We start from the raw sequence: 21424 nt of genomic DNA, 5'->3' as shown, positions 1-21424 counted from the left end.
GAGGATGACGCGTTCATGGGCGTTGCGCAACAAGAATGAGGTGGCCCCGTCCGCTTGATGCGGGCCGCGTTTTTCTGAAGCTGCCGAAGCTATCGGAAACGACAAACCCTGCATCCTGCAGATATCTGGTGACCTCCGGAGCTGTGAGGACCATTTGATCGAAGAAGTTTTCGTACATTCGTGTGACTCCGTCGGCGTCGCGCACAATAATGGTCTCCTCGTGCCTCCAATTCGCCTGATGTGGGTCGACGCGGTGCGCGATGAGTCGGGTGATGAGGATGTTCCCTTGCTTGTGGTGGGCGACAATGTATGGCTGGTAGTTGTCGGCAAAATTAAGCATGTGGCCGATGTCGACAACGAAGTAGCCACCCGGCTTCAACATGTGGTGGACGTTCTCGAGCAAGGGGCGAAGTTCCTCGCGTTTCAGGTAATTCATGGTGACGAACACGCTGAAGGCAAGGTCGAATTTTTCGTCGCTGCGATAGTCGGCAGTGCGGGTATGGATGAGTCTTATGTCTTTTGAGCTGACCTCTCGGGCATAGTTGATGAAGGCGGCGCTTTGGTCGATTCCGACGCAGCGATGGCCGATCTTTTGTAGAGCGCGCAGATTTGTTGCCGTGCCGCATCCCACGTCTAGCAAACTGCCACCAGGCGGCAGGTACGAGTCGAAGAATGCAGTCTCCGCGTCGATGTCGCGGAAATCCTGGCGGATGATCTCGTAGTACTCGCCGGGGAACTCGAAGCTCTGGCTCATGCACACCCTCCGTAAGTCCGACCCCGGCCGCCCCCCGCGACAATCGAGGAAGGCGGCCGGAGGTGCACAATTGGCTGTTGATGGAACTAGCCCATGAATTCGTGACTGGAGCGCAGGAGTCGGTAGTCCAAGCTGTGGATTCGGCCACCCGCACCGAGCTCGCGGAGTTGAACGAGGTTGGGGCTGTGATCCCAGACCTGTTCCACCTCGCAGGAGGTCAGGTTGAAGCCACCCGCGTAGTCGGAACCCTTCAGTTTGCCGGCCGTGTATGACGAACCCGTGGGATCCAGGCGAAGCCGGCTAAACGGCCATTCGGTCAGGTACGGCATCCGGTCCACGAGAGTCGCAAGATCATTGAAAGGCTGGTCACTATCGGCCCGTCGGAGGTAGTGCGAATGTGACGGCACGTAGTCCCCGGCCCGGATTCCCTCCAGGTAGAGATCAAGAGCTTCTCGGGTTTGGCTGCCGTCCAGGACCAGGTCCTGAAGCTGGACGCCTCGTCCGACTGGAGACAGGAACCCGATATCGAACCATTTCGCACCGAATGAAACCGCGGCCTGCCCGATTTTGCGCACGGACGCGTAGTTTCCTCGATGCAGGGTGGCGCCTACTGAGACGTCAATTCCTGCTGCGGCAAGGATCTCGACGCGCTTCTGCAAGGTTGAAAAAGCGCCTTTTCCTCTCATCCAGTCATGTGACGTGGCGTCGGCGCCGTCCATGCTGGTGCCCACGTGCCACAGGCCGGGCAAGTCCTTGAGCCGGCGGACGTTCGCCGGGCTGAGGGCGGCCGTGTCGCTTCGGACGTACACGCTCATCCCAGCATCGCTAGCAGCTTGGACGATGTCGAACGAGTCATCCCGGAACAGCGGGTCGCCGCCGGTCAACTGAACGATGAGGACTCCGGCAGCAGCCAGTTTGCGGAAAATCTCGGCCCACTGTGGCGCCGTCAGCTCATCGGGTCGGCGAGCGTCAGGGGACGACTCGTAGGCGCAGTGCTTGCAGGTCCTGAAACAGCCGTAGGTGACTTCGACCTCGACGATGATAGGGCTCTGGAGGTAGGCGAGAGATAGATCCCTCGCACCGAATACCTCCATGTCGGGGACCTCGGCCGAGGCCGCAATAAGGCCGGCGCCGACTAGATGTTGTAGCGTCTCCTCGCCGCGGTCGTGGTCCAGTTGGCCGATCAGGTGGTGGCCGGGGCGTGCCTCCTCCCCAAACTGCTTGAAGACGTGGAATGCCTCATGGTTGAGCATGTAGTGGCGGTGGTTCACGCAGTCGTACAGGATGCCGCCGAAGAATTCCTCGCGGAGCTTTGCCCTGAACGGAACTGAGAACATTTGATCGAGAAGTCCAGACTTGCCGGTGACGCCGAAGCGAATCCACGGTTCGGGCGCACACGCACAGTCAAGCATTGGATGAAGATCCTGAACTTGATACAGCGGGCCTGCCTGAACAAAGTTCGACTCAAGGACTCTCTCCTGGTCCGGAGTGAGACCCTTCGTTACGAGCTGCATCGTGGCTCCAATTCTGATCTTGTCTAGGTGCCGTCAATTGGCTATCGTGGACGGATTCCATTTCGTGAACGCGCCGCGTAGTCGGTGTACACCTGTGACGAACTGCCCAGTCGGAAGAACTTCTCCGCGCTCTTGATCAGCGCAAGGCTCTCGACCGCACGGCGGCCCCACCCGTGGGGCCGAGATCGCGTCTACTGGCAGTCCTCCCTTCTGCTCTATCGGTGGCGCCTGGGTTGTCGGGCCGTCACGGCCCGGAGGAAGGTGGGTACGTCTCTGCTTCGTTCACGATCACGGTGTAGATCTGGCGCACCCGTGCCCTGTGCGTCGCGCATGTCCCACCCCACTCGAGCGGCGTTCCTCTGCCGGCTGTTGGCGCGTGGCGGCGAGTCTCTTTTGTCCAGGTCGATCACCAGTGTCAGATCGATTCGACATGGTGATAGAACTGGATCGGCGACCGCGGACGTGGCCAGGGCCGTAGCAATGCCGATGTCGGATACGTCGGGCAGCGGTGCGCCCGCGGCGGCCGCTGCACGCCGCTCGGCGAGGTGCAAGTGAACCCGCTGGACCTGAAGACCGTCGGCAGGTCAACCACAGCCGGTGCAGCGGCGGTTCGGACGCCACAGGAGGTGAAGCTAGAGCAGACACAGAATTCTCCACTCAGATCCGGTGAATCTGGCGCGACTATTCGTCGCGACCTGCGATCTAATTGAGCCAGGTCTCAAGCGTCAGAAGCGAGAAGCGCATGCGGACAGTCGTAGTTGTCCGCATGCGGGGCAGTGGGACATTCGTACGTCAGAGGGCGGTGGATCATGGGCCAGGCGTCGCGCGAGCTGACGGCGTCGGCGTCGCCGCGCCACTTCTTCGGCGCCGAGCTGCGACGGTTGCGCGAGCACGCCACTCTCTCTCAGGCGCAACTCGGAGCCCTGATTCGCTTCAGCGGCGACATGGTTCGCCGGGTGGAGACGGCGGAGCGGTTTCCGTCGTGGCAGTTCGCGGAGGCCTGCGATGGGGTCCTGGAGGCTCGAGGGACGCTCGCGCGACTGTGGCCGTTGTTGCAACAGCAGCGCTCCACTGAGCGAGCTGTTACGACCGCTCCGGAGATCCGGATGGCCGAGACGCAGGCGCCGGACGTGCCTGGGCGCGACGATGCTGTCGAGATTCCGAAACTCGTCAGGCGAGTGCCGTTTCAACCAGGTGTGCTCGATCGCGCCGCCCTGGACTGGCTGACCACCGCAGCCGCCCCTGGACCACGAGCGGCACGAGTGTTGGCTAGCTCGGCCTGGGCGTCGGAGGCGGACCTTCGACCGGTGGAGTCCGCACTGGCGATGTTCCGGGAACAAGACCACACCCTTGGTGCCGGGCATGTCCATGTCGAGGTGCAGCGCTATGTCGAGGATGAGCTCAACCGTCTACTCGCCGCAGCGCCGGCTTCCGGCGCGTTCGGCGATCGCCTCCACAGTGTCGCGGCGGAATTCTTCGAACTCTGCGGGTATCAAGCGGTGGACACCGGCGCGAACGGGCTGGCCCAACGCCGCTACCTACGGGCTCTCCGACTCGCCCAATCCGCCGGAGACCGCGTCTACGGCGGATACCTCCTCGCGGTCAACATCGCCCACCTGACACTGCACTGCGACCACCCGGAACCCGCACTTCGGATGGCGCTCGCGGCGGTGGCTGGCTGCGACGCCCACGCCACACCGGCCGTTCGGGCTGCGTTGCACGCTGTCGTGGCCCGGGCCCACGCTCGCCTCGGACGTGAGGCCGAGTGCACCTCCCATCTCCGCGTCGCGGAGCGCCACCTCGACCGCAGCCGGCCGGGTGAGGAGCCGACCTGGATCCGGTACTTCAGTGCGGCCTACCTGGCCGACGAGATGGCCCATTGCTTCCACGACCTCGGCCACCCAGAGCAGACGCAGCGGTATCTCGGCGACGCTCTCGCTGGGCTACGTCCGTCACATGTGCGTCGGCTCGCGATCGACACCGCATTGATGGCTTCGTCACTGGCGACGTCCGGGGCCATCGACGAGGCGTGTGCCAAGGCGCGCACGGCTGTCGACCACGCGGCCGCGACCATGTCGTACCGGTGTGTGCAGCGCATCGTCGATGTCCAGGTCGACCTCGACCCGTACCGGGGCGAGCCTGAGGTCCGTGAGCTCGGTGAGTATGTGCGACACCGGCTCCCGGCGGCGGCGGTGTAGTCGTCAGCCGGCCACGACGGCGGTGATCGCCGTCCTGTAGTGCGCCAGCTCAGCCTCCAACGCCGCGGCGGCCCGGGTGGAGGACGCGACGTAGTGGCCGACACCGTCGAGTAACAACAACTCGTGGGGTGCGCCGCGTTGGGCCAGCTCCGCAGTCAGTTCGCGTACGTCGTCGATGGTTGCCACGTCGTCGGCGCTGCCGTGAATCATCAGTACCGGCTGGCGGATGTCTGCGGCGCGAACCGGGCCTGCGCCACCGCGCAGCCGAGCAGCGTGGGCGCGCTGAAAACGCGGCACGGTCGCAGTCCACCGATCGGGGTCCACGATCGCCGACACCGCCGTCGCCGCCGCGAACGGCCCATCCTGGGCCACCGCCTGTAGCGCGGTGTATCCGCCTGCGCTGGCTCCCCGGACGAACACCTGCCCGCCGATCGCGTGGCCCTCGCCGAGAAGGTGCTCGGCAACGGCACGGCAGTCGGCGACGTCAGCGACGCCCCACCGTCCGTAGAGCGCCTCTCGGAACGCCCGCCCGTAGCCGGTGCTGCCCGTGTAGTCCACGTCCACCACCGCGAAGCCGCGACTTGTGAAAAACTGCGCCTGCCAATCCAGACGTAGCAGGCTGGAGGCGGTCGGCCCCGGATGCGCCCGTACGATCACCGGCGCTCGCCAGTCGGATCCTGCGCCGGTCGGCGGGTACACCAGCGCAAGCACCTCCCGGCCGTCCTGCACCGGCACCCACAGCTCGATCGGGACGGAGACCGCCACCCCATCCAGCTCGGCGTGCTCGGCACGGGCCAACACCTGCACCCGTGGCTCGGCGCCATCGAGGTGCACCACCGCGATCTGCGGCGCCACAGTCGGCGACGACCCGACGAGAGCTACCGACCTTTCCCGCGCGGCGAGGTACGGCTTGATCGACGTGTACCGCAGCGGCACCTCCTGCACGTTACCCGCTGAGCCGACGACGACCAGGGCGTGGCGCGGACCCTGTTGCACCGCCATCACGATGCGCCCGTCGCCCAGGAAGTCGTACGAGGTATAGCCGAGTTCCCACGGCTCGGCCGCGCACTCCCCGGCCATCGGTGCGACCGGCTCGATGCAACGCCCGTCCCACCGATACAGGTTCCACCAACCGCTACGGTCGCTGACAAAGTACAGCGCGCCTTCCGGACCCCACCGCGGCTCCACCACCGACTCATCCGGTCCGCCCGCAAGTTTGACCGGATCACTGATGAGACCACCAGGTTCGTAGGACGCCACCCAAAGCTCGCACGCGTCCCACGGCATGTCGTGTTCTCCCCACGAGGACCACGCCAGCAGGCCTGGCCCGGGCCGAGGTGCGCTGAGAAAGCCCGGTGCCTGCGTCAACACTCTGGGCTCCGACTTGGCCTGTCCGAGGGAAACAGCCACGATCGCATCCCCGTCGGCGGACTCCCGTACGCAGAGCAACTCGCCGTCACCGACCACGAGATCTCCGAGCGCAGCCGCGCTGACCACTGCCTCGCCCTTGTCGACGAGGTGGAGGCCATCCCCGGTAATACACCACACCTGATCATCAGCAACCGCGTAGGCGCCGCCGCCATAAGCATGGACACCGCTAGCCACATCGAATCCGGGCCGCGTCAGGTCGACTGACCCAACACTTTGGTGCCATCGCACCAACGTCACGCCACCGGAACTCGGCCGCGACTCCAGCCAGTAGAGCGCATCACCGACGGCACGCAGTTGGTCATAGCCGACCGATGCGCGGACGGCCTCCCGTGAGGGAACAGCGACTGCCTTGGACTCCAGCCTCACCGGCTCATCTCCTGCTCAGTTGGTCTCTCGCGGGCCGACACATGGCGGCGAACCCGGAGATGCCGCTTGCTGATCGAGGTGCGGCATGTCCTTTTGCGCTGACGTAGATGGCGAACATGCGGCGCTCCAATGCAATCGCCGAACTTTGATCGGCGCGCGGTGATCAATCCACGACCTCATCGTCGCATGACGTCCGCATGGTAGGTCGGTCCGAGGTGCGGGGACCTGCTGCGGCGCAGACCATCGATGCGGACAACACCGTCTGTCCGCATGACCGGGATCGACACAAGCGTAGGCAACGGCGATGGTCGATGTATCGGGACGGAATGCCAGGGAGTGGTTGCGAGCCCGTCGCCTGTCTGCCGTCACGGGCGGCAGACAAGGTGGTCGAACTAGGCCCGGGGCGGCCGTGGCAGCAGACGGTGTTGATTTCCCCAACGCACCGGATGTTGAGGCACCCGTCCGCCTCGGCGCCTCACACACCTAACTACGCGGAGGTTGGCCAAAACATGACAGTGATCATCGTTGCCTCTGTCGCTCTCATGGCCGGGCTACTCGGTGGCTTCGTTCTGGGAAAGAAGGCGAGCACCTGGTGCCCCGGCTGTGGCCAGGTCATCCACCCCATTGAGGTGGAGACCTCCGTAGGCGCTCCAGCTCCTACGACTCACTGACCATTCGGCATTCGTGGGCTTTCCCATCAATAGTGCCCATTAAGGAAGGAACAGACGGTGGCTGCACACACCCGCGACGACGGTCCCGGCATCGAAAGGTTCGGATACCGCCAGGAACTTAGCCGGGCCTTGCAATTCCGTGACCTCGTCATCTATGGCTTGATCTTCATGGTGGTGATTGCGCCGTTCGGGATCTTCGGCGGCGTGTTTCAGGCGTCCGGCGGGATGGTCGCCCTGGCCTATCTGATCGGCATGGTCGCGATGATGTTCACCGCCTCGTCGTACGCGGTGATGGTCCAGGCATACCCGACCGCCGGTTCCGTGTACACCTACGCTGGGCGGGCGATCTCCCCGTCGGTCGGGTTCATCACCGGGTGGACGATCCTGCTGGACTACGTCCTCATCCCGGGGCTGCTCGGGTTGATCGCCGCCGTGAGCATGGCGTCGGTACTGCCGGCAATACCGGTTTGGGGCTGGATCGTGGTGTTCGTGATCGTCAACACCATCCTGAACCTGCTCGGTATCAAGGCCACGAAGCGGGCCATGCGGGTGTTCCTGGTCGGGGAACTGGCCGTCCTTGGGATCTACCTCGTGATCGGGATCAAGGCGCTGGCCGGCGGGGCGGGCCGGGGCTTCTCCTGGGAGCCGTTCTTCAACGCGCACACGTTCTCCCTGTCGGTCGCGGCCGGGGCGGTGTCGGTGGCCGCGTTGAGCTACCTGGGCTTCGACGCGATCTCGATGCTGGCCGAGGAGACCCGCGGCGGGGTCCGGCAGATCGGCCGGGCCATGTACGCGGTCCTCGGGCTGACCGGGCTGCTGTTCATCGTGCAGACGTTCGTCGCCGCGCTGCTCGTGACCGATCCCGCCAGGTTGATCGCCGACGGAGACCCGGCCGGGACGGCGTTCTACGACACCGCCCGTGTTGCCGGTGGCCCGTGGCTGGCCACGTTGACGGCGGTCGCGACGGCGTTGGCGTGGGGTATAGCGAACAACATGGTCGCCCAGCTCGCCACGTCCAGGCTGCTGTATGCGATGGGCCGTGACCGGCAGCTTCCCGCCGTGTTGGCCGGGGTGAGCCGTGGCCGGTCGGTGCCGGTGAACGCGGTGCTGTTCACCGCGGTGATCTCGCTGGTGCTGAGCCTGTATATGGCGTCGCGCGCCGATGGCATCGCCCTGCTGGTGAGCCTGGTGAATTTCGGTGCGATGACCTCGTTCACCGTGCTGCACGTCGCGGTCGTCTGGCGGTGGTTCGCCACCGGGTCTACCGGCGGCGTGTGGCGCAACCTTGTGGTCCCGGTGATCGGCGCCGGGATTCTGCTCACGGTCATCATCAACGCGAACATCGCCGCGCAGAAGGTCGGCCTCGCCTGGATCAGCGCCGGTCTGCTCATCCTCGCCGTTCTGCACCTGCTGGGCCGGCGCCCGCGCCTGTCCGGCCTCGACGACACCACCGCCGGCACCGACGAGCCGGTCATGGCAGGCCGCCATGCCTGAGAAAAGTGGCGGGGGCCGCGGCGTCGACGTCCTGCACGACCTGACCGATGAATCCGTCGGGTACACGTTCGGCGGCCGGCAGGCGGTCGGCGAGCTGAGGCCTGGTGACCGGCTGCACCTGCAAACCCGGGACTGTTTCGGCGGTGCCGTGCAGTCGGTCGACGACCTGCCCAGCAAGGTCTGCCAGTTCCCCTATCTGAACCCGGTGACCGGCCCGTTCCATGTCGTCGGCGCCCGGCCGGGGGACACCCTGGCCGTGCACCTCGTCTCGCTGCGCCCGAGCCTGCCGTTCGGGTGGTCGTCGACGTTCCCGCACTTCGGCGCCCTCACCTCCACCGTCCAGACGCCGACGCTGCAACCCGCCCTCGAGGAACGGGTGTGGCGCTACGGCATCGACCTCGACGCCGGCACGGTCCGCTACACGGCCCGCAACAGCGATCTTGAGGTCGATCTGCCGTTGGAGCCGATGCTCGGCACCATCGGTGTCGCCCCCGCCGCCGGGGAGGTGCGCATGTCGATCGTCCCTGACCGGCACGGCGGGAACCTCGACACGCCGCTGCTGCGGGAGGGCACCACCCTGTACTTGGGTGTGAACGAGCCCGGGGCGATGCTGTCGCTCGGTGACGGCCACGCCCGCCAAGGTGACGGCGAGGTGTCCGGCGTCGCCGTCGAGGTGGCCATGGACGTGGTCCTGGCCGTCGACGTCATCCCCGGCGTCTACGCGCCGCTACCGCGGCTGGAGACCGATGACGCGCTGATGTCGATCGGGCTGGGCCGGCCGCTCGAGGACGCCTTCCGGGTCGGCCAGCACGATCTGGTCCACCAGGTCGCTGCCATGACCGGCCTGGACCTGCTCGACGCGCTCCAGCTGGTCGCGCAGGCAGGCCAGACCCGTGTCGGCAACGTCGTCGACGCCAACTACTCGATGGTGGCGAGCCTGGCTAAGCGCTACCTCGACGGCGCGTCCCCCTACCCCGGCGTGCACGCCAATCTCCGTACGTCTATGCCGGCCCTGTGAGCACGGAGACGAGACGATGACGACCCGCCACCGCGACGACCTGCCTTCGCTGCGCGAGCAGCTGTTCGTCCTCGCGCACGACGAAACCCGCAGCCTCAAACCCCACCTGCACGTCCCCGCCATCGGCGTCGGGCTCGCCGGAGCCGCGGTGATCGATCTGCTGATCGCCAAACGCATCCACATCGCGCAGGGCAGCCCCTACCTGCACCGCTCCTACGAACAAGGCCCCGCCGGTGATCCCGTCACTCACCAGGTCCTGGCCATGATCGGGAACCTGCGGCACACGCCCGGACTGCACCTGCTGCTGCGCGAGCTCGGCCCCGACCTCTACGACCAGACCCTGACCGCGCTGATCGCCAAGGACGTCATCACCCGCGACCGCCGATGGGGCCGCACCCGCTACGAACTGACCCGGATCACGCCGGCGGCTAGGGTTCGGCAGAAGGTTCGCTACCGCATCGAGGGCCGCCAACGTCCCGACCCGCACGTCGACGCGCTCTGCGCACTCACCTGGGCGCTGAACCTGCAGCACTGCCTGGTCATGGACCTCAGCGAAGCCGACATCGACGAGTTACTGCGCGGCGTCATGCACCGGATCCCGGAACTGGTGCGCTGGAACGACCCCGACGCGCCCGCCGCCGCCATCCCCGAGGTCGCCGACGCCGCGCGGACCGCGGTCGGCGCCATGGCCACCTCCCCCTACTAACCCGTACCCACAACGAGAGGAGCGGGATGTGCCCGGCCACAACGTCGCCGTGCTCGACCCTGACGCGACGACCACCATAGAGCAGGCCCACCACGCCATGCAGGAACATCTGACCTGCGAGACCGCCCATTGCCCGCACCGCCGGACCGCCCTGCAGGTACTCGTCCGCCACGGCCGATACGTCCTCGCCACGGCATGACAACCGTCAGGTCCGTGGATCGGTGCAGCGCATGGACCTGACGGATGCGGCGCCGCCGGCCCGAATGACGGCGTCGCGGACTGTGTGCCACCGCGAACCCCCGACCGGTGACACACCGCCCACCCCCACCAACTCCCACGACCGGGCCGCGCTGGAGCAGCATCGATGCCAGGAAGGACAGTCGTTGTTTCCTCACCTGCCATCAGGCCGTGGCCTGGCACCCGGCGGGACGGGACGCGATCGGGTTCACCCGCGCCCCACACCGCTCCGCATCCGCCGGCCTATCGCCGATGGCCGCGGCGGCTCCGGCACGCCCACCACCAGAGCAACAGCGCACCTAGGCCCAGGCGAGCGATAGCGGGCGTCGCGGTTCACGGCACAACTGGGATGCGCCGGCCCATCGCAGCGCCGGGTTGAGTCCGTTCTCTGGTGGCGGCACCCCGGGCACAGATGGAGGGAAATGTGGTGGGGCGCCTCAGAGGACTCGGCTCTGGGCGGCATCCTGCCCCGGTATCAGCGCCCGCTCCATCCACCCTGCCCAATGCCGCCATGGTCGCGAACAATGCAGCCGCAGTAGCAGCGTTTTCCCAGGTAGATGGTTCTGCCAACCCCGACTTGGATCGTTTCGAGATGCGGCCAGGCCGATCAGGCGGCGAGGATCTTGGGCGGTGCGGCCTGCTGGGTCTTCGTGCAGGCTAGTCGCGGGTCGCATGCAGGTGATATTTGCCCAGGCGATGTGGGCTTCGGAGTGCTGGGGCGGAGCGTGGGCACGGATGGTCCCGTTGTGCCCCGGAACTTCTGTTGGCGGTGACGGCTACGACGCGTTACCGGCTGGGCGCTGCACCAGGTGCGCCACTCGCGGCCTCGGGCTTCCGGTGGCGGTGGAGCGTGAGGGTGATGACCAGCACGATCAGCGCGCCGACGATCAGGCCTAGGATCGCGCTGGCCGCGGTGTTGACGAGCCAGCCGATAAGTCCGCCGAGAGCGCCGGTGGCGTCGTGGGCTGCTTCCTCGAGGTGGTGCACGGCGTCGTACAGCACGTGCAGGCCCAGCTCGTCCGCGCCTACCAACAGGATGTGCCCGCCCACCCACAGCATCGCGGCGGTGCCGAGCACCGTCAGTACCGTGAGAACCATGGGCATCGCCGTCACCAGACCTCGGCCGAACGTGGCGGCGGCGCCGGAGCGTTGCGCCAGGCGCAGCCCGGCATCGTCCATCCGGACGATCAGGGCCACCGCGCCGTACACCAGGACGGTCATGACCAGAGCGACGACGGCTAGGATCGCCAGTCGGGACCAGAACGCCTCGTCGATCACCTCGTTGAGGGTGATGACCATGATCTCCGCCGAGAGGATCAGGTCGGTGCGTACCGCCCCGGCCACCAGCGTCTTCTCGTCCTGCACCTTCTCCTCGCCCGCACCGTGGGCGTCGTGATGGGCGATCCTGGCCCACACCTTTTCCGCGCCTTCGTAACACAGGTAGGCGCCGCCGAGCATAAGGATGGGGGTGAGCAGCCAGGGTGCGAACTGGCTGAGCAGCAGCACCGCCGGCAGGATGATGAGGAACTTGTTACGCAGTGACCCCACGGCGATGCGTTTGATGATCGGCAACTCGCGCTCGGACGCCAGGCTCCGCACGTACTGCGGTGTGACGGCGGCGTCGTCGATGACGACGCCCGCGGCCTTGGCCCCGGCCTTCGCGGCGGCCGCCCCGATGTCGTCGACTGACGCGGCGGCGGCGCGAGCTATTACCGCCACGTCGTCCAACAGGGCTACGAGTCCACCGGCCACGAGAGGGTTCCTTCCACGGTTGAGCGGGTCCGTGCCGGTCCATTCTTACTCAAAGCGTGTCGGCGATAGGCCTCGACCTGGCCCAGCACGCGATGGCGGCACTGGACGACGCCCGGCCGGCGCTCGGCGCGCTGACCATGGCACACTCCGCCGCGAACGCCGGGCGGGTTACGCAGCCGGCCGCCGCTGTCCGCCCGGATCGACGCGGTCGACGTCGTCCACGGCCGGCCCTGATCGATGTCACCGTGTCCCTGGTCGGTCCTCGGGCCCGGCTGCGTGACCCGCACGCATTACCGGCCGCCGATGTCGCCCATGGGGTGATCGCCGCCCGTGCGGGGCGCCTGGCGCGCGGAGATGACCACCCGCGGCGACCGCATCCTCGCCCGGCCCCGGCACCGCCGACCGGCCCTGCCTGCACCTGACACGTGCACTACGAAACGCGAGCCATGCACTTGTCGCGACCTAGGGCAGGGGCGACGCGCTCAGCGGGTGCGGTGTGGCGGGTCGAAGCCGACGGACGCCTGGGCACCGAAGCCTTGACGTGTTCTTGACGGCGCGTGGAGTCCACGTTGAGGTTCCCGGCCGATTGAGCCCGGTATGACTATCCGAACCTTCGTTAACAAGAAGCGAACCCGCATGGCAACCATTTCGACCCTTGCGGCAGCACTGGTCGTTTCCGCTGTAGTTCTTCCGGCATCTCCGGCATCGGCGCGGCCCAAAGACTGCAGCCTTGCCGTGCGAATCAGTCCTGATCAAGGAGCGATGTACGCCCGCGCCGACGTGAACTGTAAGAATGTCGAAAAGTTCGAAGTTGAAGTCCACATCGAGCGACTGGACTCTATACTAGGCATCGATTCTTGGAAGCCCGTCGCCAGGGGATTCAAGGGCTTCAATAAGTCGGGATACTCCTGGGTTTCGACCACCGAGCCGTGCTCCGATGTGCAGACCACCAAGAAGTACAGGGCCCATGCAGTTCTGTACGACAAGCGCCTGCCCGGGCCGGGCATCGAGGTCAAGGACGAGTTGAGCGGCCAAATCCGCGGACACTGCTGACAATCAACGACCTAGCTGTTTGGCTTACGCGTTACCTCTAGCGCCTCCCGGTAGGGTTTCCGGCCAAAAACAACACCAGCGCTAGTAAGCCGAATCTTACGGAACGAGAACGTGCTGGCCAGGCGGATCTTAACAGACCCTATGGGATTGATGATCAGGCGTGGATTTGCGGCGCTTGGCCCATCGGTTGCGGAGGCGTTTGTAGCCATTCGACCAGCAGTTGGTTGGTGAGGTCGTCCAGCGGCGGATCGGGCCGGCGATACGAGTCGTCGGTTGCCGCGGCCCACGTTCTCTGGGTGATTGCGTTGAACGCGGGTTGATCGATTTTCGGTCAGCCCGCGTTCGCGCGTCTGAGTGGTTTGACGGGCGGTCCAGCGTAGGATTCTTGGTTGCGTCGCACCCGGCCGGTATTGGACGGGTGACAACGTCGGTGCCACTTCCGTCACATCCTTCACGGCTGCCGCATCCATAGAGAGAGATATTGCTATGCGCATCATCAAATGGGGTGAACAGCCGTTCGCTCTACTCGTCGAGACCGACGCTGGCAGGTATCTCCTCCCGCCACTCGTGCTGGATGTAACAGGCGCGCCGATCGCGGGCGCGGACGGTCTCCAAGTCATAGATCAGTGCGGAGAACACGTCGACCTCCCCACCGTCCGCGACGCCACGCCGGCAGACGTGGCCGTCATCGATCAGAGGATGGCGGCGCTCAGCGAACTGATCGGCGTACCGATCGGCTCGAGCACAGGTCATTACTGTTTACCGGCGCGTTCGGGTTGGGTACGGAGCCTCCGGCGACTCCTGCCGCGGCCGTGGTCGTAGTTCTGACGAACTCGCTGACTCCATGGTCACTGCGTACAGGGGTCTGCAACGCCCAGGTGCCGGCCGTACCGCCTCGAGGGTCCTTTGCATGCTCAGGTTGAGGTCGTGGAGAGCGTTCCTGCGCGAAGGCTGCACCAGGCGGCGGAATCTGCAGGTCGCGTTCGGGGCCGGTGAGCGACTCGGGGGGAGGGTCACGGTGGCGGTCCCGCAGCCCGGCCGCGCCCGGCCGCTCGCACCGTGAGCTGCTGCCGCTTCAGGCGACCGCGGCGAGCGGCAGGGTGGAGCCGCCGCTGGGCGCTGACCGGCGCAGCGACCGGACTCGACGTGAGCGCCGAACTGTGGCGCCGAGGCAGGGGCAGTCAGCGGGACAGATCCTGCGTCCGCAACTTCGTGATACCGCTGCGCGCGCCAACTATCCCGACAAGGAGAAAGAGTCCCGACAGAAGGAGTTTCCACCAGCGAGGGTCGTCCTTGGCGACTTCCAAGGCCAAGATCAAGAGGTTTAACGTCGCCAGTAGCGCATGGCCCACGGTGCTGGACCATGCAGCAGCACGCTTGCTCTTCGGCACAGCTTCTCCCCGTGACTGTCGGCGCCCAGTTGCTCACCTATCGGCAGACCTGGAACGCTCTGGAGGGGGTTGCGGGTGGGCAAGAACACCCGCCGGGGGCCGAAGGATCAGGCTGCCGGGATCGGGTAGCCCAGGATGATCAGGCGACGAGGTGCTCGGACGACGCGATCTGCTGGCTCTTGGCGCGGGTGAGGCGCCTGTCTACCTCCGCGCGGTGGGCCGCTTCGACACGCCTAGCCAGCCGTGCTGTTCATGAAGCTGATATCGCCCGGCTGAACCTTGTGCCGTACGACGGTGACGACTGTCGGCGGCCAGTGAATGATCCCCATATGTGGGGGAGATCTGACTGGCCATTGACAGACGACCCTGCCTGCCGGGCTGGGACCTGCGCGCGCACCCTGGCAGCCAACCCTTCAGAACGTCACGGGCAGCTCCTGTAGACCACGGCTGCGGAACGACGGACGCCAGGCGAGCTGGTCGGCCGGGGTGGCGAGCGCCAGGTCCGGAAGCCGGCTCACCAGGGTGCCTACAGCGATCTCGGTCTCCAACCGGGCTAGGGCGCTGCCGAGGCAGTGATGGATGCCGTGCCCGAATGCCAGATGGGCGTTGTTCTCACGCTCCAAGTCGAACCGGTCGGGGTCGGGAAAGCGGTCGGGGTCGCGGTGCGCGGCGGCCAAGCACAGCAAGACGGTGTCGCCGGCCGGGATGGTGTGCTCACCGACCTTGATGTCCTCGATGGGGAAGCGGCGGATAGCGAAGGGATTCGGCCCGGCGAACCGCAGCATTTCCTCCACCGCCGAGGGCATCAGGCCTGGCTGCGCGCGTAGGCGGGCGAGCTGGTCGGGGTGAGTGAGCAGCGCCAGGACGCCGTTGCCGATCAGGTGAACGGTCGTCTCGTAGCCGGCCCACAGGATCAGGAAGGCGAGCGAGGACAGCTCATCCTCGCTGAGTCGGTCTCCGTCCTCGTCGCGCATGCTGATCAACGCGGAGATCAGGTCGTCACCGGGCTTGGCCCGCTTGCCCGCGACCATGTCGATCAGGAGGTGGTGAAGGCCGGCGACGGCTTCCTTGGCTCGTTCCGGGGGCTGGCCAGGCTTGGGCGCGAGCAGTGTGGAGGTCCAGGTGCGGAACCGCTCTCCCTCGCTGTTTGGCACGCCTAGGAGTTCACCGATGACCGTCAGCGGCAGTGGCAACGCCAGCGCGGTCATCAGATCGGCGTGGCCTTGACCGGCGACGCGATCGAGCAGCTGACTGGTCAGGGTTTGGATGAATGGACGGAGCTCCTCCACCCGGCGAGCGGTGAACTCCCGCGATACCAGGCGCCGGACGCGGGTGTGGTCGGGAGGGTCGATGTTGGCCAGGTTCTCATCCAGCGACGGTGGCAACGCGAATCCGCGATAGCCCCCGCCAGAGGAGTTGCGTTTGCTGATCGACAGCCGCGGTTCGTTGAGCAGGGGGCGCACGTCGGCGTAGCGGGTGACGAGCCACACCGGCGATCCGTCCGGCGTAGTGGCCCGGCGCACTGGCCCGGACGCCCTGAGCGATGCGTACGCCGGGTAGGGGTCGGCCATGAATCCGGGGTCGTTCACCAGCGCGAAGGGTTCTTGCTCGTTCAGCACCGTTGCCATGTGATCACGTCCTAGGCGGCTTGGGGGGCGGATTGCGGGGCGTCCGCGGCCAGGGCGGCGACGACAGGTGAGCGGTCGAAGGCCAGCGACACCTCCACCAGCCACTTCACCTCGGTGGCCATGTCCGTGCGGTCACCGTCGCGATCCACATCGAGTAGGGCAGGCTCCATCGGCAGCTCGTCGCGTTGCATGGCGCGGATCGCGCCGGCGAGCACGGCGGCTTCCACCACGGTCGACAGCTGTGAGTCGTCGAGATTGCGCTCCGTGGCCGCCTGCCGGGCGGCCCGCTCGACCTGCGCGTCGAAGTGGTCGCGAAGCGCCAGGCGTCCATCGCGGATTTCGACGGCGCGGCGGGTGAGCTTGAACTTCACGTCGCGTACCGCGTAGCGGTAGAGCCACTCGAAGCGCGGTGGCGGGTCCAAGGCGATGCCCGGAACGGCACGGTGCAACGCGGACCAGAGCGGGTACAGCTGCCGGTAGGCGCGCTGGCGGCCGAACCATTCGGCGACGCGTGACAGGTAGGGGCCCCAGCCGGGAATGGTGAGGCCGGTCATCGTGAAGATCACGCCGATGCCGACGCCGAGGCGCGCCACGTTCTCCCACCGGGTCGGGTCCCATCCCACGACCCCGGCGATGACATCTGTGATGCGGGCCGCGGCGTAGATCAGCCCGCAGATGGCGCCGATCCCGAAGATGCGCAGGCCTCGCCGCAGCCAGGGTGCGCCGGCGACGGGTGCGTAGCGCCAGGACATGCGCAGGATGTCGATGCGGGTGATCGTGTAGGTGGCCAGGTACACCAGCAGGTACACGGAGTAGGTGGGGATGTGTGCGTGGGTGGCGACGAAGTCCCGGCTGTGCTCGGTGGGGGCCGGCGTCATGAAGAACAGGGTGATCATCACGAGCAGCACCCCGGTGAGCAGGGCCGAGCGGAATCGGATCTTGCGCCAGGCGTCGGTGCGGGGGTACAGCCAGAACAGCATCAGAGCCTGCAGACATGCCGAGTTCACGATGACGACGCTTTGTGTGACCAACGCCGCTAGGTTCGGCACGCCCAGCGCGTGGTCGAAGGCCGCCCACACGGTGGGCGTAGAGAGGGTGTAGATGACCGCGAGGAGACCGAAGGAGATGCAGAGGGTCACCGAGGCGGCGTCCCGGTTCTTCCTCAAGCCGATGAGCGTGAACATCATGGCTACAGCGGCGAGCGCGGCATCGATGGGGTAGAGGACGTCGTTGATCGTGGTGTTCATCTGCTCCGGTTCCGCGTCAGGGGTATGAGCGGCTGATGCGGCCGACGACGTCGGCTACCTCAGCGGGCACCTCGGAGGTCTGCTCCGGTGCGAAGCGGCTGACCTCTCCGAGGATCAGGGTGGCGACGGTTTCGGCCTCGTGTTCGGACTCCTGTGAGTAGTGGCTTCGACCCAGCATGGATTTGATCAAGGCTGGGTCCAGGTCTGGGGCCAGCAGGGTAGAGAGCTCATCACTGAGGACGGGACCAATCCGGTGGTCGCAGAGCAGGTGGCCGATTTCGTGCAGGATGATCAGCAGTTGGTGCGGTCCGCTGGTGGCCTTTTGATAGAACACATAGTCCTGTCGTTCCGTGGACATCCACAGCCCGCACGGACTGTCAGGCGGTAGGTCCATCGGCAGCAGCAGGATCGGCCGGCCACGCTTGTCACCGAGGCGTCGGCAGAACTCGTGGACGTCGAACGGTGACGGAATGTCAAGATCGCGGACGATGTCCCGGCATCGTTGCCGCTTCCCCCGCCACTTCATGTCACTCCCCCGGTCCGGCACTCTTCACAGCGCCGTCCTGATGCGGCAACCCGCTTTTTCGTGCGCGACCCGCCTCACAAGAAGCCCATGCTGCCCTCCACCTGCAAGTCAGCTCGGCTCCTCTTCGAGACCCTCCAACTCGCGGACCCGCCTGATCATCTCGGCCACCAGGTCGATGCTCTTGGGGGACAAGCCGTTCAGGCGCAACGCCAGCTGCTGCGCCTGGGTGTCCCGCAACCCCGCCACGACATCCAGCTGCTCGTTGTGCTGCTGCTCGACGGCCTCGTCGAAGAAGTACGCGACCGGGACCTTGAAGAACCCCGCCAGCAGCGTCAGGGTGGCCTGCTGCGGGTTGGCGCTGCGCCCCGAACATAGGTCGGCGATCTGGGTGTGCGAGATGGTTCGCTCACCGGGTCGCTGTTTGCGGATCTCGTCGGCGATCTCCCGGAAGGAGAACGGGCCTCGGCCGGGCGGGTGAACCGTGTCGACCAGATGGCGAAGTTTATCCGCGAGCGTCCGCGGCGGTGGTGGTTCGCCCGCGGGAGCCATTGCGCCTCCTCCGATGTGGAGCATAGATCTTACACTGTGGATCTCACTCCTGCGAGGCCAGGCCCTCGGCGTAAGAAGTAGTTGCCAAATCCTTCGGAAACCTGGCTACCATAGCCGCATGGGGGATTCATCTTACAGCGCGGAGGCTGAGAGTAAGGTGCGCCGTACATCGACTCCGGCACTACTGGGAATCTGCGGCATCGCCGCCGGGGTGCTGGCCCTCGGCACTGAGGCCATGCCGGCACTGGACCTTGATCAGACCACTCAAGCGGCGTCGTTTCGCGTCCTACTCGGACTGGCAGTCATCCTGCTCCTGACGGCCGGCTTTCTCTCCACCGCCCGTCTCGCGCGGAACATCGAGGCACAGCCGATAGTCGAAGCCTTCCTTTTGGGGCGTGCCAGCCGCGGCATGACAGATGCGGGCGGGCATGGGGAGGACGGTGACACGGCGGCCGGTGGACGCATTCCAGACACTCAGCCAGGGAGGCCAGCGTCTCCAGACACGGACGAAACCGACCAATAGATCAACTCATTCCAGAGTCGCGCAGGAAATTGGCCTCCCACCGCATGGTGGGAGGCCAATTTCAGCAAACCTCGGAAGACCTGAACTGCCCGGCGACATCAGGCAATCGCCGACAGCGGTCCGGGCGCAAACGCGTGAAACCGTTCACCGTTGCGGCCATCGAACCGGTGGCGCCACAGTCTCCCGCCTGCGCTGAAACGCCCGTGCGTGGCGCGTTGCCGAGGGGAATTGGCGTGCCGCCTGGCGGGCGGACCGTCGGTACGGACGCCGAGGTACCGCTCCACGCCGGCGGGCTCGAGGCGACCCCCGAACCCCCCTCCGAGCCGACCGCCCATGCCCCGCCAAGCCACCTGCGGGCACCGAAGGCAGACCGTCTGGGCGCGTCGACACGCCCGGCGGCGTCAGAAAATTGAAGATCATCAGTTCCGTTTGTCCCCACCGCGTCCCCGTACCCTGGGTGACGGGCCATGGAGATCAACTTCTGCACTGCCCGTGGACATGCGAAACAGCCTCCCACCTGCGGCGGAAGGCCGTTCATTGTTATGCGCCCGAAGGGACTCGAAACCCTAACCTTCTGATCCGTAGGTATATCCACAAGGTCATGCCAAAGTCATCCCCCGTCAGCGCGGACCACACCCCCGGTGACTCCTGTTGCCAGGAGATCTCGTTCGACCGGTTCGCGCCCACAGCCAAGCACCGGCGTGAAGTGCGTCTGCGCCGCAGCCACTCATCCGACTCCGACAGCTGCAGCCGGTAGGAACTCATCCACATCTCGACCTTCGCGCAACCGCAACTGCGGTCGGCATCGACTCCCGAGCTAGGTCACGAATCCGTAACAGAAAGGAGCAGTCCTCGCTTGAAGACCGCAGCACGTCCCCCGAATGTCCCCCAGAGGCCCGTTACATAGAAACTAGTCGATTGAAAATGCTGTTTGACCTGGGTGGGGCGGGCGGGACTCGAACCCGCGACCGAGGGATTATGAGTCCCCTGCTCTAACCCACTGAGCTACCGCCCCGTACCGGCGGCGATCCTATCCCGACCCGCCAGGGGCAGGCTAGTGATCTACAAACCCGCGCCGGTCAGGGCGTCGAGGGATGCCAGGACCGCGCCGGCCGTACGCCAACCGCCGGCCAGCGCGCCCTGTATGGACGGGCTGTCGCGGTGGTCGCCCGCCACGAAGAGACCGTCTCCCAGCGCCACCGGTTTGCGCAAGCGGGATTGCGGGACGGTCGCCGCCGGTAGGGCTTCCGGTATTGAGACCACGCTCAGTAACTCCCAGTCGTCGGTCGGGGTGCCGTAGATCCGGGCGAGTTCTACCCGGACCACCGCCTCCGAGGCGCCCGAGGGGGCCGCGACGCCCACCGACGACGCCGCGATCAGGGATTTTCCTCCCGGGGCGTACTCGGGTGCGGCGTTGGACACCACGGTGGTGTTCGCCACGATCTCGCGGCGGTCGCCGTCCAGTAGCAGGGTCGGCTCGTCGATCGGGGCATGGTCGGCGCCGAAGTAGAAGGTTGTGAGGCCGCGCATGTCCGGCTTCGGCAGTTGGGGCAGCAGGGTCGCCGCGGTCGACGGGTCGGTGGCGACGATTACGGCGCGGCAGCGGATCTCGCCGCCCTCGGTGACCACCGAGCCCGGCGAGACGAGCAGGGTACGGGCGCCGACCAGCAGTTGGGGGTATGGCAGGGGGCCGGCGACCGCCGCGGGAAGAGCGGCCATGCCGGCCGCCGGTACGCCGATGCGGCCGCGGGCGAACGAGCGCAGCACCATCGCCAGCATGTGGCTCGAGGTGTCGAGGGCCCGGTCGGCGAAGACGCCCGACAGGAAGGGCCGCAGCACCTCCTCGATCATGCGGTGCGAGAGTCCCGCCCGGCGCAGCGCCTGCTGGGTCGTCACCTCGGGGGCGTCCAGCAGCCGGCTCGGCGCGTATGTGGCGCAGCGGGTGGCCAGCGCCGCGAACTTCAGGCGGTCGGCGAGGGAGCCGACGCCCGAGCTCAGCGACTGTGCCACCGCCTTCGGGTCGCGCAGCGGGTTCTCCAGGCGGTGCAGCGACGTGCCGCGGCGCACCAGCACGCCCGGGGTGAAGTAGCGCATGTCCAGGGTTTCGATGTCGACAAGCGCGGACAGCCGCGGGTACGCCGTGTTGACCACCTGGAAGCCGCGGTCCAGCCGCCAGCCGTCGACGACGTCGGTGGCGACCCGGCCGCCGAGGCGGTCGGCGGCCTCCACCAGCAGCCAGTCGACGCCGGCCCGGTCGAGGCGCCGGGCGGCGGCGAGGCCGGCGAGGCCGCCGCCGACGATGACGACGTCCACCGTCACGGGATGCGACACAGGCACCTCACAGGAGGACGAACTACGCAGGCCTC

17 protein-coding genes and 1 tRNA gene are annotated in these 21424 nt (G+C 66.4%); 7 read left to right on the top strand and 11 right to left on the bottom strand.

Annotated elements, in window-relative coordinates:
- Nucleotides 1-13: 13 nt before the first annotated feature.
- Both AB0B58_RS20665 and AB0B58_RS20660 read right to left on the bottom strand, forming a co-directional pair.
- A complete protein-coding gene (locus AB0B58_RS20665) occupies nt 14-754 on the bottom strand; it encodes a class I SAM-dependent methyltransferase (protein ID WP_360225594.1) in 741 nt (246 codons plus the stop codon).
- An 86-nt stretch (nt 755-840) separates the two neighbouring features.
- Nucleotides 841-2268 (bottom strand): radical SAM protein, encoded by a 1428-nt coding sequence (locus AB0B58_RS20660; RefSeq protein ID WP_360225592.1) that lies wholly within the window; start codon nt 2266-2268, stop codon nt 841-843.
- 809 nt (nt 2269-3077) lie between these two features.
- Between AB0B58_RS20660 and AB0B58_RS20655 the strand changes: the two genes are divergently transcribed.
- Entirely contained in the window at nt 3078-4466 is a 1389-nt protein-coding gene (locus tag AB0B58_RS20655) for a helix-turn-helix transcriptional regulator (protein WP_360225590.1), read from the top strand.
- A 3-nt stretch (nt 4467-4469) separates the two neighbouring features.
- Here AB0B58_RS20655 and AB0B58_RS20650 read toward each other — a convergent pair whose 3' ends face one another.
- Nucleotides 4470-6263 carry a prolyl oligopeptidase family serine peptidase gene (locus tag AB0B58_RS20650; RefSeq protein ID WP_360225588.1) on the bottom strand — a complete coding sequence of 598 codons (1794 nt, stop codon included), beginning with the start codon at nt 6261-6263 and terminating at the stop codon, nt 4470-4472.
- An 839-nt stretch (nt 6264-7102) separates the two neighbouring features.
- Between AB0B58_RS20650 and AB0B58_RS20645 the strand changes: the two genes are divergently transcribed.
- Genes AB0B58_RS20645 through AB0B58_RS20630 form a run of 4 tightly spaced genes read left to right on the top strand, consistent with a single transcriptional unit; the run spans nt 7103 to nt 10351 of the window.
- On the top strand, nt 7103-8428 hold the full coding sequence (locus AB0B58_RS20645; protein ID WP_360225586.1) for an APC family permease: 1326 nt from the start codon (nt 7103-7105) through the stop codon (nt 8426-8428).
- Nucleotides 8421-9446: an acetamidase/formamidase family protein gene (locus AB0B58_RS20640; protein WP_360225584.1), complete on the top strand. Its 1026-nt coding sequence runs from the start codon at nt 8421-8423 to the stop codon at nt 9444-9446. Before AB0B58_RS20645 ends, AB0B58_RS20640 begins: the two co-directional genes overlap by 8 nt.
- Before the next feature lie 16 nt (nt 9447-9462).
- Nucleotides 9463-10152, top strand: a complete 690-nt coding sequence (locus AB0B58_RS20635) for a GPP34 family phosphoprotein (protein ID WP_360225582.1) — start codon at nt 9463-9465, stop codon at nt 10150-10152.
- Nucleotides 10153-10180: 28 nt separating this feature from the next.
- Nucleotides 10181-10351 (top strand): hypothetical protein, encoded by a 171-nt coding sequence (locus AB0B58_RS20630; protein ID WP_360225580.1) that lies wholly within the window; start codon nt 10181-10183, stop codon nt 10349-10351.
- An 824-nt stretch (nt 10352-11175) separates the two neighbouring features.
- Here the strand turns inward: AB0B58_RS20630 and AB0B58_RS20625 are convergent.
- Nucleotides 11176-12141 carry a DUF808 domain-containing protein gene (locus AB0B58_RS20625; protein WP_360225578.1) on the bottom strand — a complete coding sequence of 322 codons (966 nt, stop codon included), beginning with the start codon at nt 12139-12141 and terminating at the stop codon, nt 11176-11178.
- A 597-nt stretch (nt 12142-12738) separates the two neighbouring features.
- Between AB0B58_RS20625 and AB0B58_RS20620 the strand changes: the two genes are divergently transcribed.
- Both AB0B58_RS20620 and AB0B58_RS20615 read left to right on the top strand, forming a co-directional pair.
- Nucleotides 12739-13194: a hypothetical protein gene (locus AB0B58_RS20620; RefSeq protein WP_360225576.1), complete on the top strand. Its 456-nt coding sequence runs from the start codon at nt 12739-12741 to the stop codon at nt 13192-13194.
- A 486-nt stretch (nt 13195-13680) separates the two neighbouring features.
- Nucleotides 13681-14016, top strand: coding sequence for a hypothetical protein (locus AB0B58_RS20615; RefSeq protein WP_360225574.1), 336 nt, complete (start codon nt 13681-13683; stop codon nt 14014-14016).
- A gap of 982 nt (nt 14017-14998) precedes the next feature.
- Here the strand turns inward: AB0B58_RS20615 and AB0B58_RS20610 are convergent.
- The 7 genes from AB0B58_RS20610 to AB0B58_RS20580 all read right to left on the bottom strand — a co-directional run bounded on the left by AB0B58_RS20610 (nt 14999) and on the right by AB0B58_RS20580 (nt 21389).
- Nucleotides 14999-16213, bottom strand: a complete 1215-nt coding sequence (locus tag AB0B58_RS20610) for a cytochrome P450 (RefSeq protein ID WP_360225572.1) — start codon at nt 16211-16213, stop codon at nt 14999-15001.
- 11 nt (nt 16214-16224) lie between these two features.
- Entirely contained in the window at nt 16225-17460 is a 1236-nt protein-coding gene (locus AB0B58_RS20605; protein ID WP_360225570.1) for an MAB_1171c family putative transporter, read from the bottom strand.
- 16 nt (nt 17461-17476) lie between these two features.
- A complete protein-coding gene (locus AB0B58_RS20600) occupies nt 17477-17986 on the bottom strand; it encodes a hypothetical protein (protein WP_360225568.1) in 510 nt (169 codons plus the stop codon).
- Between the two features lie 108 nt (nt 17987-18094).
- Nucleotides 18095-18535 (bottom strand): XRE family transcriptional regulator, encoded by a 441-nt coding sequence (locus AB0B58_RS20595; protein WP_360225566.1) that lies wholly within the window; start codon nt 18533-18535, stop codon nt 18095-18097.
- A gap of 286 nt (nt 18536-18821) precedes the next feature.
- Nucleotides 18822-18965, bottom strand: coding sequence for a hypothetical protein (locus AB0B58_RS20590; protein ID WP_360225564.1), 144 nt, complete (start codon nt 18963-18965; stop codon nt 18822-18824).
- 1034 nt (nt 18966-19999) lie between these two features.
- Nucleotides 20000-20073, bottom strand: a tRNA-Ile gene (locus AB0B58_RS20585).
- A 47-nt stretch (nt 20074-20120) separates the two neighbouring features.
- Complete coding sequence (locus AB0B58_RS20580) at nt 20121-21389, bottom strand: FAD-dependent oxidoreductase (protein ID WP_360225562.1); 1269 nt, start codon at nt 21387-21389, stop codon at nt 20121-20123.
- Nucleotides 21390-21424: the final 35 nt, after the last annotated feature.

Source organism: Actinoplanes sp. NPDC049118, from assembly GCF_040648555.1.
GTDB lineage: Bacteria > Actinomycetota > Actinomycetes > Mycobacteriales > Micromonosporaceae > Actinoplanes.
Note: the sequence above shows the minus strand (reverse complement) of the source record. Positions and strands in the feature narration are given on the sequence as shown.

What these genes read in the sequence shown, in the direction of transcription:
- AB0B58_RS20660 (WP_360225592.1), bottom strand. Translation starts at nt 2,268, where the DNA reads ATGCAGCTCGTAACGAAGGGTCTCACTCCGGACCAGGAGAGAGTCCTT.
- AB0B58_RS20600 (WP_360225568.1), bottom strand. Translation starts at nt 17,986, where the DNA reads ATGAAGTGGCGGGGGAAGCGGCAACGATGCCGGGACATCGTCCGCGAT.
- AB0B58_RS20610 (WP_360225572.1), bottom strand. Translation starts at nt 16,213, where the DNA reads ATGGCAACGGTGCTGAACGAGCAAGAACCCTTCGCGCTGGTGAACGAC.
- AB0B58_RS20645 (WP_360225586.1), top strand. Translation starts at nt 7,103, where the DNA reads ATGGTGGTGATTGCGCCGTTCGGGATCTTCGGCGGCGTGTTTCAGGCG.
- AB0B58_RS20655 (WP_360225590.1), top strand. Translation starts at nt 3,078, where the DNA reads ATGGGCCAGGCGTCGCGCGAGCTGACGGCGTCGGCGTCGCCGCGCCAC.
- AB0B58_RS20635 (WP_360225582.1), top strand. Translation starts at nt 9,463, where the DNA reads ATGACGACCCGCCACCGCGACGACCTGCCTTCGCTGCGCGAGCAGCTG.
- AB0B58_RS20595 (WP_360225566.1), bottom strand. Translation starts at nt 18,535, where the DNA reads ATGGCTCCCGCGGGCGAACCACCACCGCCGCGGACGCTCGCGGATAAA.
- AB0B58_RS20615 (WP_360225574.1), top strand. Translation starts at nt 13,681, where the DNA reads ATGCGCATCATCAAATGGGGTGAACAGCCGTTCGCTCTACTCGTCGAG.
- AB0B58_RS20620 (WP_360225576.1), top strand. Translation starts at nt 12,739, where the DNA reads ATGACTATCCGAACCTTCGTTAACAAGAAGCGAACCCGCATGGCAACC.
- AB0B58_RS20605 (WP_360225570.1), bottom strand. Translation starts at nt 17,460, where the DNA reads ATGAACACCACGATCAACGACGTCCTCTACCCCATCGATGCCGCGCTC.
- AB0B58_RS20590 (WP_360225564.1), bottom strand. Translation starts at nt 18,965, where the DNA reads ATGCCCGCCCGCATCTGTCATGCCGCGGCTGGCACGCCCCAAAAGGAA.
- AB0B58_RS20640 (WP_360225584.1), top strand. Translation starts at nt 8,421, where the DNA reads ATGCCTGAGAAAAGTGGCGGGGGCCGCGGCGTCGACGTCCTGCACGAC.
- AB0B58_RS20665 (WP_360225594.1), bottom strand. Translation starts at nt 754, where the DNA reads ATGAGCCAGAGCTTCGAGTTCCCCGGCGAGTACTACGAGATCATCCGC.